Genomic DNA, 15,395 nt, shown 5'->3' on the forward strand with positions numbered 1-15,395 from the left:
GTGAACTCGCCGCTTTTCAGGGCGTTCATGGGCATGGCCTGGGCATCCCAGGCGTTGAAATCCCCAACCAGATGGATGGAGCTGGAGGAACGGGCGGCCGCTTTGCTGACACGGAACGTGACCTTGCAGACAGGCCGGTTTTTCAGGTACTGCTTTTTGAGACTCATGCTGCTTCCTGGGGTTGACATTCATTGGGCATTCTCCCACAAAAATGTTAAGCATGTTTTATGCCAACCAACATAGACAGCCAGAAAGACATGCGCTCCCCACCCCCAACCGCAACCCCCTGCCGGAAGCGGGGGGTTGCGGCTGGGGAGGCCGGATTACTGCAAGACGCCATCCTTGTCGATGAACTGCTGGGTGCTGTATTCAGCCGTCGGCAGTTTCACGATGCTGCGGCCCGCCGCCGTTTCGCGCTTGACGTAATCGGCGAACGACTGGGCGTAATCCAAATAAGTGTCCAGCTTGCGGCTGGCCGGGATATTGCCCAGTGTCGTGTAGCCATCCGAACCGTTGGCCATGTAATTGTTGGTCACGACCTTGTAGGTCTTGGTTAGCTCCAGGCCCGCCCAGGCTCCCGCCACACGCGGGTTGGCTTCCACATGGCTGATGCGGCTGCCTTTGGCCTTGGACAAGTCCACGTCCCAGCGCAGGCCGGAGGCGTAAGGGTAAGAGCCGGTCGAACCGCTGGGGCTGAGGGCGTAGTCAATGCCGTCTTCCAAGGCGTTGATGATTTCCTGCCCGGTCATATTGATTTCCGTCAGGGTATTGGCGAACGGCAGCAAGGTGTAAGCCGTACCAATGGAAATGTTCCCCGCCGGAACGTCGACGCGCACGCCACCACCGTTTTGCAGGCAGATGTCAGAGGTCAGGCTCATTTCCAGGAAACCTTTGGCGACGATGTTGGAAATGTCGCTGCCGTGGGATTTGGTGGCTTCCTTGCAGCCGCTGACCTTACTTTGCCCTTGGTTGGGGATGCGTTCCAAGCACAAGGTTTCGGCGGCAGAACCGATAATGGTCTGCTTCAGGACATCCACCTGCTGGGAGTAGCTGTCCAGCACGCTTTGCGCCGTCGTATCCGCCTGCGCCAGGGCCAGCAAGCCATTGGAGTCCGTAATGGCCTTCAACACCGCGTCACGGTCTGCGCCAGTCAGCTCCACGGTGGCACCGCTGGCGTCCTTGCGCGTAAAGGTGTTGTTCACCAACAGATGCGGCGTGCCCGTACAACCGCTGACATTGCCGCTGGCATCGAAATCGACCGTCAGATCGCCCACCACATCCCCGTACTGGGACGCCTGCACGATGCAGACCTGCTTGCCGCTGCTGTCCGTGGTCTTGGTCGGGTACGGGCCGGAAGGGGCCAGGCCGTATTGCTTGAAGCCGTCGCCCAGCAGGGTATGGGAGTCGCCGCCGACAATCACATCCACGCCCTTGAGCTTGGCCGCCATGACCTTGTCATTGTCATAACCCTGATGGGTCAGCAGGATGACCCGGTTGACGCCTTTGGCGACCAATTCGTCGATGTATTTCTGCGCTGTGGTGGTTTCATCCGCGAACAGCGTGGTCTTGTCCGGGCTGGAGGAATTCTTGGTCTTGCCCGCGATGGTGATGCCGATGATCCCGTACTTTTCCCCGCCAATTTCCTTGATGGTGTAAGGCTTGATGTAATCCGTGGCGCTGTTCGGCGTCAGTGGGGACACGCCCACTTCCGGCGCAACGTTGGCGGACAGCACATCCGTCTTGCAGGCCGGGTTGGCGTTCAGGAAATCCAGGAATTTTTTCAGCCCGGCGTCACCTTCATCGAATTCATGGTTGCCCAGCGCAAAGGCGTCAAAACAAACCTGGTTCATCAGGGCCGCGTCGGCTTCGCCCTTGAACAGGGTGAAATACAAATCGCCGGTCAGCGCATCGCCCGCATGCAGCTTGAGCACATTGCCGCCTTTGGCCGCCAGCGCCTTGAACTCGCTGACCACATTGGGGAAGCCGCCGGTTTTGGTTCCGGTCGCCGCCCCACCCAGCGTCAGGCTGGCGCTGTTGGCCTGTAGATGTGAATGGTGGTCGTTGATGTGCAGGATGCGCAAGCTACTGGTGGTGGCGGTGTCAGCAGTGACGGCGTCGTCACTGCTGTTACAACCGCTCATCAGCCCGATGCCGGTAATGCACAGGCTGGCCAGAAAGGAATGCTTGAATTTCATCAGGCCGCTCCAGATTATTGAGGTAATAAAGCCGCCATATATACCGCAGTATTGTTACAAGCCCGCTAAACCTCCGTTAAACCTGGATTTTGCAGCCCTACCAGGTTTCGTGGCAGGTGATCCCCGCCTCGTGGTATTCCGAAGCCACATGCAGGGTAATGATCCGGCGGCCAGTGACCGCCTCCGTCACGCCGTCAATCAGGCCAAACCCAAAATTGCACAAAGCATGGGAACCTGCGTCAATGCCGCGTTCCCGCAACACCAAGCCAATCCGGCAGCCGCGCAGTTCGGCGTTTTGCCCCTGTAGGCTGACGGCATCCATGAATTCCTTGTCCTGAAAGAATTTTGCCACAATCGCGCGGGCGACTTCCGCATCGCCTTCCTGCCCGGCTCCCAGACGTTTTCCCAGTTGCTTGCCCGCGTAGCGGAACACGCTGATTGTGCCTTTCTTGCCAATCAGGATTTCAATCTGCTCCGCCAAATCCGCCAATAGCGTCACCAAATCCCGGGTATCCATGGCGCAATGTTTTTTTTCCGTTATCTGTTCGGTCACTGTGGTGTGTCCCCTCGCAAAAATTGACCCTTTTGTTATATAACAAAATGCTAATTATTGAGTAATTAAATTCTGATGGGGGTTAGGCCATAACTGTCATCATCCCTTCACATTTGTTCCATCATACAGTCATCAACCCTCCCTAGGATTCGCGCGATCCACCCCGAATTTTTTAGGAGACTTTATGAAACAACTCACTATGGCCGTTGCGTTGGGTTTGGTTGCGGCCGCTGGTGTTGCGCAGGCGCGCGACAATATCGAGATCGTCGGCTCTTCCACCGTTTACCCTTTCTCCACTGCGGTGGCTGAACAGTTCGCCAAGAAAACCGGCATGGCGGCACCCAAAGTTGAATCCACCGGCACCGGCGGCGGCATGAAGCTGTTCTGTGCAGGCGCTGGCATCGAGACGCCGGACATCACCAACGCCTCCCGCCGCATGAAAAAAAGCGAGATGGAATCCTGCATGAAAAATGGCGTCAACGAAGTCACTGAAGTCAAGGTTGGCTTCGACGGCATCGCTATCGCCCAAGCCAAGGATGCGCCAGCGGTCAAGCTTTCCCGCCGTGAACTGTACTTGGCCCTGGCCAAAGATGTTCCAACCGGCCCTAACGGCGAGCTGCAACCCAACACTTACACCACCTGGAAACAGATCAACCCAGAGATGGCTGACGTGAAAATCGAAGTCATGGGGCCGCCGCCCACCTCCGGCACCCGCGACGCGCTGGCCGAACTGGGCATGACCAAGGGCTGCCTACTGTTCCAGGGCATGCCTGAGCTGAAGAAAAAAGATGAAGATGCGTTCAAGAAAGCCTGCACCACCGTGCGCGAAGATGGCCATTACATCGACGCTGGCGAGAACGACAACCTGATCGTGCAAAAGCTGCAAGCCAACCATGATGCCGTCGGCATTTTCGGGTACAGCTTCCTGGAGCAAAACCAGGACACCCTGAAAGCCGCCCCGATCGATGGCAAGGAAATCGGCTACGAAAGCATTGCCAACGGCAGCTACCCACTGTCCCGCCCGCTGTATTTCTACGTCAAAAACAGCCACGTTGACCAAGTCAAAGGCATCAAGGAATACATCGCCGAATTCACCAGCGATGCCGCCCTGAACCCGGATGGCTACCTGGCGGAGAAAGGCCTGGTGGCATTGCCAGCAGGTGAGAAAAGCGCATCCGTCGCCGCCGCCGCCGCATTGAAACCTTTGTCAGCCAATGTGTTGAAATAAATACGGGACAACGGGATAAAGGTTTGCAAGTGTTAGGGGAGCAAGGATGCTCCCCTTTTTTTGTGGGCATCATTCAGTAGGCGTGGAGTGGCTCTTGTTCCCTCCCCCCTTGTGGAGGAGGGTTAGGGTGGGGGGTAACGGCGACTTCAGTCCAATGCACAATATGCAGGCTGCCGTCCCAATCCTCCACCAGCGCCGTGCAGCTTTCCACCCAGTCACCGTCGTTGCAATACAGGATGCCGTCGATGTCACGGATTTCAGCATGGTGGATATGCCCGCAGATGACGCCATCCAGCTTGCGCTTGCGGGCTTCCTTCGCCAAGGTTTCCTCAAATGCGGAAATGAAATTCACCGCTGACTTGGTCTTGTGTTTGAGGTAGGCGGAAATCGACCAGTACGGATACCCCAGCCACTGCCGCCAGCGGTTGTAGACCGTGTTCAGCATCAGCAGGCGCTCATACGCCCAGTCGCCCAGCTTCGCCAGCCAGCGCGCAAACTGCATCACCCCGTCGAACTGGTCGCCGTGCAGCACCAGGAACTTGCGCCCGTCCGCCGTGGTGTGCACCACTTCATCTTCCAACTTGATGGCGGTGATCTGGTGATGGATGAAAGGGCGCAGGAATTCATCGTGGTTGCCGCTGACATACGTGACATTCACCCCGCGCTGCGCCCGCTCGAACAGCAGGTGCAATATCTGGTCGTGGAATTCATCCCAGAACCAGCGCTTGCGCAACGCCCAGCCATCCACAATGTCGCCGACCAGATAAATGTGTTCGGCGTGATGATGTTGCAGAAAATCCAGCAAAAAACCGGCCTTGCAGCCGCGTGAGCCGAGATGCGTGTCAGAAATCCAGATACTGCGGTATTTGCGGGAGTTCGGGTTCATGGTCATCGGGAATTTCCCCTGTCTTCTGGTAATGCGCAAGCAGGGCGTAGCGCCCGGCGAGCTGGCGCATACGCAGTTGGTCTTTGTTCCTCGCGGCCAGTTGCTCCAGATGCGGCGGCACGTCCGGATCGGGGTGCACATGGAACCAGTCCAGCCATTGCAGCAGCAGCTTGCGGAACCAGCCCGGCATCGCCTGCTGGTCGGAAAAGTCCACGATGTGCAGGCAGCCGCCCGGCTTGAGGATGCTCAAGGAATGCTCCAGCGCCGTCTGCCACCCTGGAATCATCGACAGCACGTAGGAAAACAGGATGTGGTCAAACGGTTTGTCCAGGCCGAAATCGGCGGGGCTGATCTGGCCCGCCAGCCCCTGGCGGAGGGTGACCTGCCCTTCGTACAGGGAGGATTGCAACTTGCTGCGGGCGGTTTCCAACATCATGGCCGAAGCGTCCACCCCATACAGGCGGGCATGCGGATGGTGGTAAGCCAAGCGCAGCAGGTTGCGCGCCGTGCCACAGCCGATTTCCAGCACGCTCTCGCCGGATTTGACCGGCATTTCCTTCAGCAGCGCATCGCGCCCCAGCAGGTAATACTTGCGTGAGAAATCGTACACGTACCGCTGGTAGCGGTACTGCTGGTCCATTTTCTGCGCCGCATCCATCTCAATCGGCCTTGCGGTAGAGGTGGAAGCCCCCGTAGATGGCGGAACGGTCTTGCTGGAACAATTGCGCTGCAACCTCCCGCTCGTACACGAACTGGTTGCGCAATTCGGCGGGCAAGGCCGTTTCCAGCGGCGATTCGGCGGCGGCGGTGCGGAAGATGATGCGGGTCCCCGGCTTGCCGACCCGGGCGACCTGCGTCCACAAACGGGTGAGGACGTCATCCGTCATCCAGTCCTGCGCATCCAGGAACACAAAGCGGTCATAGCTGTGCGGTGCCTGCTGCTCCAGGAAATCGATCATCGACCCCAGATGCGTGTCCACCTTGCCCAATTGGCTGCGGATCGTGTCGTAATGTTCGGCTTGCAGGTAATCCGGGATCGCCTGCCGTTTTTCATGGTCGTAGCTGTGGCTGAAACCCTGCCAAGCGAAGTAGTTGTCCTGAATCGGGAACTGGCAAGCAATGCGCTCCACCCGCTCGCGGTATTGCCCGATCAGGTTGCCCTGTTCCTTCATCGCCTTGTACTGCTGCGGCGGAATGCCAAGGCTGAACACCGACACCGGCAGCTTGCCGAGGAATTTCACCAGACGGTTATCGAAAAACGGTGCGATGTGCTGGCGGAAAATGGCTTCCTGCTCATACAGGCTATTGGCTGTCAGCAGCTTGCCGGGCTGGTAATTGGTCTGCCGGGCAATCCAATGCAGCAAGCGCATGAAATAGCCGAAGCGGGTGTGCCGGTACAGGCCATCGCGGAACATGTGGATGCGCTTCTGGCCGAGCATGCTGCGTCCCTGCCAGAAGGCGTCCAGCCCCTCCTCCAAATGCGGTTGGATATATTGGTTATACAATTGTATGTTTTCAGCGCGGTCGGCATGGCCAAAGAAACCGTAAAACGCCGTATGGTCGGGCAAATGTTTCATCGCCGCCAGTTTCAGGCGGGTCAGCGACAGGTGGTACGGGTTCAGGTCAATGGCGGTGATGTGCGCCGGGTGGGCGGTCAGGTAATTCAGCACATTGCAGCCGCCGGAAGCGATTGTCAGCACGCGGCTTTCCTGCGTCAGTTGCAGGGCCTGCAAATCCACCGCCGGATCTTCCCAGATCTGGTTGTAAATGAAACTGTTGAACCAGAACGAAAACAGACGCTGCTGCATCCCCATCAAGGAAGTCGGGGCATGCTGATGGACGGCGTCACGCAACGCTTCGGAAATACCTGCCATGAAAATCTCTCGTGTCATTCGAAATATCGGGGCAGGTTAAGGGCTGGAAATGACTACCGGGTTACGCTTCCATGACGATTCGATGATAAACGCCCGGCCTGTCCTGACCGGGCCAACGCCAATGGGCGGCCTATGCGGGGAACAAGGTGCTGACCCAGCGTTCGAGGGCGCGGGCGCTGGTTTCCCACTGCTTGTCGACGGACAGCATGTGGCTGGCACCCGCAATAATGAGCGGCGAACTGTCCCAATTCTGCGCGGTGAAATACAGCAGCGACGCGGGAAAAACCTGATCACAATCGCCGCCCATCACCAGTGTGGGAATCCTGGGGCGGCGATAAACCGACCAGGACACGATAGCCGCCATTTCCAGCACCGCGCGTTGTGATTCGGGCTGGATCAGCGGGAGGATTTCCATAACAGTGGCTATTGACGTCCCTGGCGAGAAATAAACGGCGGCCATGGTTCTCATCGTCTGTTCATCGTTCACGCCCATGATGGCTTTGGGCAGCTCCTCGAAGAATTCCGGGTAACGCAGCGCCAGCCGCATGGCGCTTCCGCTGGTGCCGCTGGGCGGAACCGGAGCCAACAACGCCTGCCCGCACACCCGGCCATCGGCACCATGCTCACCCAACCCTTCCAGATAACGCTGCACCACCAGCGCACCCATCGAATGCCCCACCAACACCAGCGGCGTATCGCCGCCACTCACTTCGGCCACCGCCCCGGCCAGATTCCGGCGGTAATCCTCCAGGCCGAACCCGTCCAGCCGGTTGCGCCCCGCCGCCTGCCCGTGGCCTGCCAGATCCAGCGCGTAGCAAGTGTAGCCACGCGCCAAGAACCAGGGAATAAACTTCAGGCCCCACATGGCCGCCCCGGTGTAAGCACCATGCACAAACAAGAGCGCCGGTTTCGGCTCCGGCGGGGACGACACCGGCACATAAACATGTAATTGGTATAAATTGCGGTTCATTTCAGCTTCATTCAATTCGCTAGGAAAAGCAGGGAGCCGGATGATAGCAAATACCTGTAGAGGCGTCAGACAATACTCAGCGTGACATCGATGTTATTGCGGGTCGCGTTGGAGTAAGGGCAGACGATGTGCGCCTGCTCCACCAATGATTGCACCTGTTCTTTGGGCAACCCCGGCACTTCAATCGCCAATTCCACTTCAATCCCAAAGCCGGTCGGGATGGCGCCAATGCCAACATGGGCGGTGACGTGGGAATCTTCCGGCAGTTTCAGCTTGTTTTTCCCGGCAACAAATTTGAGTGCGCTCAGGAAGCAGGCTGCGTAACCGCTGGCGAACAACTGTTCCGGGTTGGTGCCAGGGCCGCCTGCGCCGCCAAGTTCCTTCGGGGTGGAAAGCTGCACATCCAGAACCTGATCGGATGATACGGCGCGGCCTTCACGTCCGCCGGTGGCAGTGGCATGTGCGCGGTAAAGCACTTTTTCGATAGACATCTTGTATTCCTCTTGATGGTGTAACAATTGTGATTCGGTAGTGAGGATTGTATGCCTTGGATTCATACGAATGGTGACATATAGTATTAATTACTTGATTAGGAGTATTTTTATAATGGATCGTCTGGAGGCTTTGTTCAATCACTTTTCGGTGCGCGCCAGCCTGTTCCATTCCGGGAAGCTGTGCGGCGTGAATGATTTTCCGGCGGAAGAAGGCAAGGGGCAAATGCACTTGCTCAAGGCCGGAATTCTCGACATCCAGCATCCGGGGCAAGATGTGGTGACGGTAACGGAACCCAGCCTGCTGCTTTATCCGCAGCCATTACCAAGGCGTTTTGTGTCGGATAACAAAACCGGCGCTGACCTGGTGTGCGCGAACCTGCATTTCGATGGCGGCGTCAACAATCCGATTGTGGCGGCGTTGCCGGAATTCGTCTGCCTGCCACTGGCGGCGGTCGAAGGCATGGGGAGTGTGCTGGCGCTGTTGTTTGAGGAAGCTTTTGAACAGCGTTGCGGGCGGCAAGTGCTGCTCAACCGCTTGTTCGAAGTCATTCTGATCCAGGTGTTGCGCCACATGATGGAGGCGCAGCAGGTCAACAGCGGCATGTTGGCAGGTATGGGCCACCCTAAATTGCGCAAGGCGCTGGTTGCCATGCACGAACAGCCCGCCAATGAGTGGACGCTGGAGGAGCTGGCCGCCACTGCCGGTATGTCGCGCAGTGTGTTTGCGGGTGCCTTCCGGGAGACGGTCGGTTGTACGGCGGGCGCTTACCTGCAAGGCTGGCGGATCGGTCTGGCACAGCAGGCGTTGCGCAACGGGCGTGCTCTCCGCATGATTGTGGGCGAGGTCGGTTACGGCAGCGAGGCAGCATTTTCACGCGCATTCAAGGCGCAATGCGGGATGTCGCCACGCGAGTGGTTGCGCACGGTGGCCTGAAATGCCCCTGCCCTATTTCTTTTTGGGTGGAAGCTCGTCGTGGCTCGGCAAAGTGCCTGGTTCCACATACCACTCCGCCTGCGAGGCACAGAAAATGTTCTGCGATGGGCGCAGGTCAGGCGTTGCATCCAATGTACCGGCAGGAACCATCACCACTTGCCCGGTTTGCACCTTCCACGGCAGGGATGAGCCGCATTGCTTGCAAAACGTAGTCGCGAAGTATTTGGCATCGGGTATCTCATATCGGCCTACGAATTCCTCGCCTTGCAACCAGCGAAACTGATCTGCTCCCACCATGAGGTTGGAGGCGAAGGCGCTGCCGGTGAACTTGCGGCAACGTGAGCAATGGCAGTACTGGAACAAACCAAGATTGCCGCTGATTTCGTAGGCGACGCTGCCACAAAGGCAACTGCCGGTAATAGGGGAGTCTGACATGCTGGAAACCTCTGTTGTTGGTGAGCGCTGTGTAAGCCCATAGTACCTTTGGCTATCTCAAGCAGATAGACGTTGGGGCGCAATTCCTCGCCTCTTGCTGGGGTCAAGACTAGGTAAACAGGCCAGTGTCCTCAAGACGCTGGCTCAATTGGTAAGCTTTATTCTCAATATAAAACCCCTCTTCTGAGGAACTGCCCTGTGCAGGATCAAGCCGCTGTGTGTGGGTAAGCGTGATGTCAAAATGTTCGGCGTAGAGCGTCACGATTTCGCTGTCGATCTGGGTTGCGGGCTGTTGGCTATCTTGCGCGATATGTTCATCCGTGAGTAAAAATATCCCCGTTTCCACCTCAATCAGCGCCCGGAGTTGCGTGATGTATTGCCTGCGGATGGTTTCTGGCAATGCTGTCAGCGCTGCCCTGTCGAACACGCTGTCGATGTGCCCCAGTTGGTGTTTGCGTAAGGAAAAAAAATCGCCGCACCAGATGATGATCGTGCCTGACTGCCAGCAGGTAAAGTTGCCATTGCGTGTCTTTTTAGCTTTCAAGCAGTTTTCATTGAAAAATGCTTTAACGGCTATGGGGCTTAACTCGATGCCTACAACCGTATGCCCTTGCTCCGCCAGCCATAACATATCCAGGCTTTTACCGCATAGCGGCACCAATATCCGGCTGCTTCTTTTTAATTTCTGGCTATGCCAATACTGGATCAAGAGGGGATTAACTGCTGTCTGATGAAAATCTTCGGTGCGGTCGTCCCGCCACATTTGCAACCAGAGCGAATTATCCTGGCGCTTGTTGGTGTCAACGGATGGGTTTGCTGGCCGCGACCGGTCAGGATCATTGCTCATAAAACAACCTTCCTCGAAAAGTGAACAAAAATTACCACTCTCGATTGCACTAAGTCGAAGGTAAGATTTTATGATGGGGAGTGCTGTTTAAGGTGCGCCCTCACAGTGTTGCCAAACAGGCTGGGCCAGCGCTTGCATTACTCGGTTGAAGGAATACCCAGCTTTGCCCAATGCCATCCAGAATAACGGTAAACCTTTCATGTATCAATTTGCTCACCCTGCTCCGGCGGGTTTACCTTCGGCAAAATCTGAGGAACAGTTCTGGTCGTGCAAATCGTCAGCAAGGTCATAAGCATTCCTGTTTTGAGTGCTGCCTGAGTGGTGTACCCTGCGCGTTTGGTGTTAACCGCAACGTGTATGAGGAACAGCCATGTCCGGCGTGCTTTGGAATTGCCCGGTTTGCGAACAGCCCTTGCAGCGGGTGGAAAACAGCCTGGTTTGCGCAAACCAGCACAGCTTTGATCGAGCCAAAGAAGGTTACGTCAACCTGTTGCTGGCCAACAAAAAGAAATCCGCTGACCCCGGCGATAACCGCGAAATGCTGGAAAGCCGTCGGTGCTTTCTGCAACAGGGTTATTACGCACCCTTGGCCGAAGGGATTGCCAACGCAGTCACACAGTATTACGCCGACCGGATTGAACAGGGCGATGTATTGACGCTGCTGGATGCCGGTTGCGGGGAAGGTTATTACCTGGCGCGCTTGATAGCATTGCTGCCGGGTACTGTGCAAGGCTACGGCACGGATATTTCCCGCACAGCCATGCGCATGGCCGCCAGGCAATACAGCGGGATGCAGTTTGCGGTGGCTTCCAGCTTCGACCTGCCGGTGGCGGATGCTGCTGTGGATGTGTTGCTGCGGGTATTTGCCCCGGCGGCGGATGGCGAAATCGTGCGGGTATTGCGGGGAGGCGGCTTGTACCTGTGGGCCTACCCCGGGCCGCGCCACCTGTTTGAACTGCGCCAATTGGTGTATGACGACCCCAAACTGCACAGCGTAGATGAATCCAAAATCCCGCAGGGGCAAGGGCTGACATTGCACGATACCCTGAATATCCGTTATGCGCTCAAACTGCCGGATCAGGCATCGGTCGCGGCTTTGCTGGCAATGACGCCGTATTTCTGGTCAGCCTCGGCAGACAAACAGGCGCATTGCCAGCAGTTGCAATCGCTGGATGTGACGGTGGATTTTCAGGTGGCTGTGATGGTGAAAGCTACGCGGGAATAATTCATCAGCAATTTGCGCGGAAGTAAAACAGGCTGGCACATCATGCCTGTTCCACGCCAAAAGCGGTGATATTGCGCGAATCCTTGCTGAACTCGACACCCACCAAATGAATCGGTTGCCCCAGCGCACGGTATTTGTCGGCATAAGCCTTATCCTTGATCTGCTGCAAGGCATTGCCCTCCGGCACCATTTCCACCACCTTGAATTCAAAAATATACACCTGCCCGTTGAATTTGAGCGTCATGTCAATCCGCCCCAGATTGGTGATGTCTTCAACCGTCACATCCAGCCCCAATGAAGCGAAATAGGAATAGAACACGCTGGCGTAATAACCCTCGTAAGTCTGAATCTGGTTATTGGTATACCAGTGGTACGGAATGCTGGCAAAAAAGGCGTGGAACAGTTGTTGCAAGCCGTTAAAGTCATTCACCAGCAATAATCGGTACAATTGAGCTGTCTGTACTGAGCGTGTGGAATTATCCTTAACCAATACGCTCAACAAGTTTTCATTTAAGCTTTGATAAACCTCCTGATTGGGATAGCCCAGCGTATAAAACTCCTGCCCCCCCAAACGCTCCTGATTTTTTATCGTCAGGTAGCCTGTCTGAAACAGCAAAGCTTCCGTAGCAATATCCTCCACATCAAAGCTCGATAAAACACTGCTGGTACTAATCAATTTATCCAGCTTTGGAACGGGGAACTGACGACTAAACAATAAATCAATCAAGAAGGTAGGTGTACCCGTTTCAAACCAGTAATTCCTGAATTCCCGATTTTTAAACAACTGCAAAATATCAAACGGGTTATAGACGCCTTCGCCCAGCCAGTGATAACCGTTGTACCAATCGCGGATCATTTGCCGATCCAGCCCCGGCAACTCATCCGCAAACACCGTGTCTATATCATGGTTGGTATAGCCGCAAATGGTGGCATAGCGCGCAACCAGAGTCAGGTCATACAGGTTGTTCAAGCCGGAAAAGATACTGACCTTGGAAAACTTGCTGACCCCGGTCAGAAAGCTGAATTTGATATGCGCGTCATAATCCTTGATCACACCATAGAAACCACGCAGAACATCACGATTATGACGTGCAACTTCCGGATCACGTATGGCATCCAGAATCGGTTTATCGTATTCATCCACCAGCACCACAACCCGTTGCCCTGCCTGTTGTTCAAGATGCCCAATCAGTTCCCTGAAACGTCCGGATGTGCTTTTACTATGGAAACTGACGCCATGTTTACGGGCGAACTGCTCAAGCTGTTCACTGATATCCTGTTCCGCCATCCCCTTGTCTGCGTAAGTGCTGCCCGCAAAACTGAAACGGATGACCGGGTATTTGACCGACCAGTCCCATTGCGTTTCCGCCGCCAGTCCCTTGAAGAGCTTTTCATTGCCTTCAAACAGTTCCTTCAGGGTATCCAGAAACAGGCTTTTCCCAAAGCGGCGCGGGCGTGACAAGAAGCAATGCTTAACATCCTTGACCAGATCGACAGCCAGTTGGGTCTTGTCGATGTAGTAAAAATCATCTTCACGCATTTCCCGCAAAGTCTGGATGCCAACGGGGAGTTTCTTCTTTTGCATGGTGTCGTCCGGGGTGTCAGTTTGCCTGTTCATGACGTCAGTGTAACACTATTCATGCACACCACTGCCAAACTGCACCAGCCGCCGCAGCAAGCCTTCGGTTTCACTTTCCAGTTGCCAGAAACATGGAAGCTACTGCGGAGTCGTTCCGCAGTAGCCATTAGCATGCTTACATGAATTCCCCGCCGGAAGCCTCGATACGCTGCCCTGTCATCCAGTGGGCATTGTCGTCCAGCAAGGCAGCGACCGCGCCACCAATATCATCAGGAAGCCCGACACGCCCCAGGGCCGCATTGGCTGCCAGATACGCATTGATCTCCTTATTGTCACGCACCAGCCCGCCGCCGAAGTCGGTTTCGATGGCACCCGGTGCAAACGCATTGACGCTGATGCCACGCGGCCCCAGTTCCTTGGCCATGTAGCGGCTTAAGCCTTCCAGGCCGGTCTTCATGGTGGCGTAGGCCGCATAGCCTGGGGAGGTGAAACGGGTCAGGCCGGAAGTGATGTTCAGCACCCGCCCGCCGTCCTTCAGCATCGGCAACAGTTGCTGGCTGAGGAAAAACGGCCCCTTGAGGTGGACGTTCATCATCAGGTTGAACTCGTCCTCGCTGGTTTCCATGAACGGCTTATGCACGCCCATGCCCGCATTGTTGACCAGGAAGTCGAAATCGCTACGATCCCAGTGCTGCTGCAATGCCGAGCGGACAGCCCCGGCGAAACCGGCAAAGGTTTCCGACTGGCTGATGTCCAGTTGCAGCGCTACGGCTTTCTGCCCCTTGGCGGCAATCACCTTGACGACCTCTTCGGCTTCATCCCGTTTGCTGTGGTAGGTCAGGATAATATCCCGGCCTTTGTCGGCCAGATGCAGCGCCATGCTTTTACCCAGTCCACGGCTGCCGCCGGTAATCAGTGCTATCTTGCCCATCACGATGTCTCCTTGGTGATTCTGTGAAGTGGTTTCTGCTGAAACCGTGGGGTCAAGCATAGGCCCAACACCTGCTGTGACGGAATGCACAGAATTCCGTCTTTATTGCCTGATTATCCAGATCACGAAAAGAGAATTGGGAAGTTCGACTTGGCTAGGTTATAGTAACCACATGCAATTAAAGACATTATTTTTTATATGGATAATTTTCTGCAACAAGAATTGATTGATTTGATTGACCAAAATTCCAGTGCGGATGGGGTAAACCCGACCCCGGTCCCGGGTGTTTCCTGCTTTCGGGCAAGCTCGACGGATACCCCGATCCCCAGTGTGCAGGTGTATGAGCCATCCCTGTGTGTGATTGTGCAGGGGCGGAAACAGCTGATCCTGGAGGAGGAAGTCTACCGCTACGGCGCTGCCGATTATCTGGTCACAACGGTGGATTTGCCGGTAATCGGCAAGGTGGTCGAGGCGTCACCTGACAAGCCCTATCTCTGCCTGAAGATCGACATTGACCAGCAGCAGCTTTCCGAACTGCTGATCCACACCGGGCAGGTCGCCACGCCATCAAACAGCAGCAAGCGCGGCGTGTTCGTGGGCAAGACGGATGCGTGCATGGGGGAAAGCGTGCTGCGGCTGGCGCGGCTGCTGGAGACGCCGGAGGATATTCCGGTGCTGGCCAACCAGATGTTGCGCGAGGTGTATTACCGCCTGCTGCGGGGTGAATACGGCGATACGGTCGCCCAGATCAGCCAGCACGGCAGCCATATGCAGCGCATTGCCGCAGCGGTGCAAAAGCTCAAGGATGATTTCCGCCAACAGATCAGTGTGGAGACGCTGGCCGAACTGGCGGGGATGAGCCTGTCGTCATTCCATCTGCATTTCAAGTCGGTGACGGCGATGAGCCCCTTGCAGTTCCAGAAGCGCTTGCGCCTGATGGAGGCGCGGCGGATTATGTTGGGGGATGCGGCGGATGCTTCCAGCGCGGCCTACCATGTGGGCTACGAAAGCCCGTCGCAGTTCAGCCGCGAATACGCCCGCATGTTTGGCAACCCACCCCGCCGCGACATCAGCCTGCTGCGCGAGCAGGGGTATACGTTGGAGGCTTGAAGATGCATTGTGCATCGCTATAGTCCCATTTTCCACCAGCATCAAGGCACTGATCGATTTGCAGATAATCGCTGCGGATGACTAAACAACGCACCAGCTAAAGCTGGTGGGTTTGCGAGAGGGACTGAAAGTCC

General features: G+C 56.1%; 15 protein-coding genes. 4 read left to right on the forward strand and 11 right to left on the reverse strand.

Translation table 11 applies throughout. The features are described from left to right. Positions 1–323: 323 nt before the first annotated feature. The gene (locus tag VSS37_RS07320; RefSeq protein WP_324694149.1) at positions 324–2,195 is read right to left on the reverse strand and encodes a 5'-nucleotidase C-terminal domain-containing protein; all 1,872 of its coding nucleotides are present in this window, start codon (positions 2,193–2,195) and stop codon (positions 324–326) included. 97 nt (positions 2,196–2,292) lie between these two features. Continuing rightward, positions 2,293–2,748 carry a hypothetical protein gene (locus VSS37_RS07325; protein ID WP_324694150.1) on the reverse strand — a complete coding sequence of 152 codons (456 nt, stop codon included), beginning with the start codon at positions 2,746–2,748 and terminating at the stop codon, positions 2,293–2,295. 184 nt (positions 2,749–2,932) lie between these two features. Here VSS37_RS07325 and VSS37_RS07330 point away from each other — a divergent pair, with 184 nt between their 5' ends. After that, positions 2,933–3,976, forward strand: a complete 1,044-nt coding sequence (locus tag VSS37_RS07330) for a substrate-binding domain-containing protein (RefSeq protein WP_324694151.1) — start codon at positions 2,933–2,935, stop codon at positions 3,974–3,976. A gap of 73 nt (positions 3,977–4,049) precedes the next feature. On the opposite strand, the gene VSS37_RS07335 is transcribed toward VSS37_RS07330, so the two are convergent. From VSS37_RS07335 to VSS37_RS07355, 5 genes are all read right to left on the reverse strand, one after another. Further along, complete coding sequence (locus VSS37_RS07335) at positions 4,050–4,868, reverse strand: UDP-2,3-diacylglucosamine diphosphatase (protein WP_324694152.1); 819 nt, start codon at positions 4,866–4,868, stop codon at positions 4,050–4,052. Then, positions 4,819–5,502: a class I SAM-dependent methyltransferase gene (locus VSS37_RS07340; RefSeq protein ID WP_324694153.1), complete on the reverse strand. Its 684-nt coding sequence runs from the start codon at positions 5,500–5,502 to the stop codon at positions 4,819–4,821. The genes VSS37_RS07335 and VSS37_RS07340 overlap by 50 nt, the downstream gene beginning before the upstream one ends. A gap of 19 nt (positions 5,503–5,521) precedes the next feature. Then, positions 5,522–6,736: a BtaA family protein gene (locus tag VSS37_RS07345; RefSeq protein WP_324694154.1), complete on the reverse strand. Its 1,215-nt coding sequence runs from the start codon at positions 6,734–6,736 to the stop codon at positions 5,522–5,524. Between the two features lie 130 nt (positions 6,737–6,866). Further along, the gene (locus VSS37_RS07350; protein ID WP_324694155.1) at positions 6,867–7,706 is read right to left on the reverse strand and encodes an alpha/beta hydrolase; all 840 of its coding nucleotides are present in this window, start codon (positions 7,704–7,706) and stop codon (positions 6,867–6,869) included. Positions 7,707–7,771: 65 nt separating this feature from the next. Further along, the gene (locus tag VSS37_RS07355) at positions 7,772–8,197 is read right to left on the reverse strand and encodes an organic hydroperoxide resistance protein (protein ID WP_324694156.1); all 426 of its coding nucleotides are present in this window, start codon (positions 8,195–8,197) and stop codon (positions 7,772–7,774) included. Between the two features lie 115 nt (positions 8,198–8,312). Between VSS37_RS07355 and VSS37_RS07360 the strand changes: the two genes are divergently transcribed. Then, positions 8,313–9,134, forward strand: coding sequence for an AraC family transcriptional regulator (locus VSS37_RS07360; RefSeq protein WP_324694157.1), 822 nt, complete (start codon positions 8,313–8,315; stop codon positions 9,132–9,134). 12 nt (positions 9,135–9,146) lie between these two features. On the opposite strand, the gene VSS37_RS07365 is transcribed toward VSS37_RS07360, so the two are convergent. Together VSS37_RS07365 and VSS37_RS07370 are read right to left on the reverse strand one after the other, a co-directional pair. Then, positions 9,147–9,569 (reverse strand): GFA family protein, encoded by a 423-nt coding sequence (locus tag VSS37_RS07365; RefSeq protein WP_324694158.1) that lies wholly within the window; start codon positions 9,567–9,569, stop codon positions 9,147–9,149. A gap of 109 nt (positions 9,570–9,678) precedes the next feature. Beyond that, on the reverse strand, positions 9,679–10,416 hold the full coding sequence (locus VSS37_RS07370) for a thiopurine S-methyltransferase (RefSeq protein ID WP_324694159.1): 738 nt from the start codon (positions 10,414–10,416) through the stop codon (positions 9,679–9,681). A gap of 370 nt (positions 10,417–10,786) precedes the next feature. On the opposite strand from VSS37_RS07370, the gene VSS37_RS07375 reads away from it, so the two are divergent. Then, positions 10,787–11,641 (forward strand): putative RNA methyltransferase, encoded by an 855-nt coding sequence (locus tag VSS37_RS07375; RefSeq protein WP_324694160.1) that lies wholly within the window; start codon positions 10,787–10,789, stop codon positions 11,639–11,641. 40 nt (positions 11,642–11,681) lie between these two features. Here VSS37_RS07375 and VSS37_RS07380 read toward each other — a convergent pair whose 3' ends face one another. Together VSS37_RS07380 and VSS37_RS07385 are read right to left on the reverse strand one after the other, a co-directional pair. Continuing rightward, the gene (locus tag VSS37_RS07380; RefSeq protein ID WP_324694161.1) at positions 11,682–13,259 is read right to left on the reverse strand and encodes a PD-(D/E)XK nuclease domain-containing ATP-binding protein; all 1,578 of its coding nucleotides are present in this window, start codon (positions 13,257–13,259) and stop codon (positions 11,682–11,684) included. 136 nt (positions 13,260–13,395) lie between these two features. Further along, positions 13,396–14,151 carry an SDR family NAD(P)-dependent oxidoreductase gene (locus tag VSS37_RS07385; RefSeq protein WP_324694162.1) on the reverse strand — a complete coding sequence of 252 codons (756 nt, stop codon included), beginning with the start codon at positions 14,149–14,151 and terminating at the stop codon, positions 13,396–13,398. A 198-nt stretch (positions 14,152–14,349) separates the two neighbouring features. Between VSS37_RS07385 and VSS37_RS07390 the strand changes: the two genes are divergently transcribed. After that, complete coding sequence (locus VSS37_RS07390) at positions 14,350–15,261, forward strand: AraC family transcriptional regulator (protein ID WP_324694163.1); 912 nt, start codon at positions 14,350–14,352, stop codon at positions 15,259–15,261. The last annotated feature ends 134 nt before the right edge of the window (positions 15,262–15,395 follow it).

Origin of the sequence: Candidatus Thiothrix phosphatis, from assembly GCF_035668035.1 — a bacterium.
GTDB lineage: Bacteria > Pseudomonadota > Gammaproteobacteria > Thiotrichales > Thiotrichaceae > Thiothrix > Thiothrix phosphatis.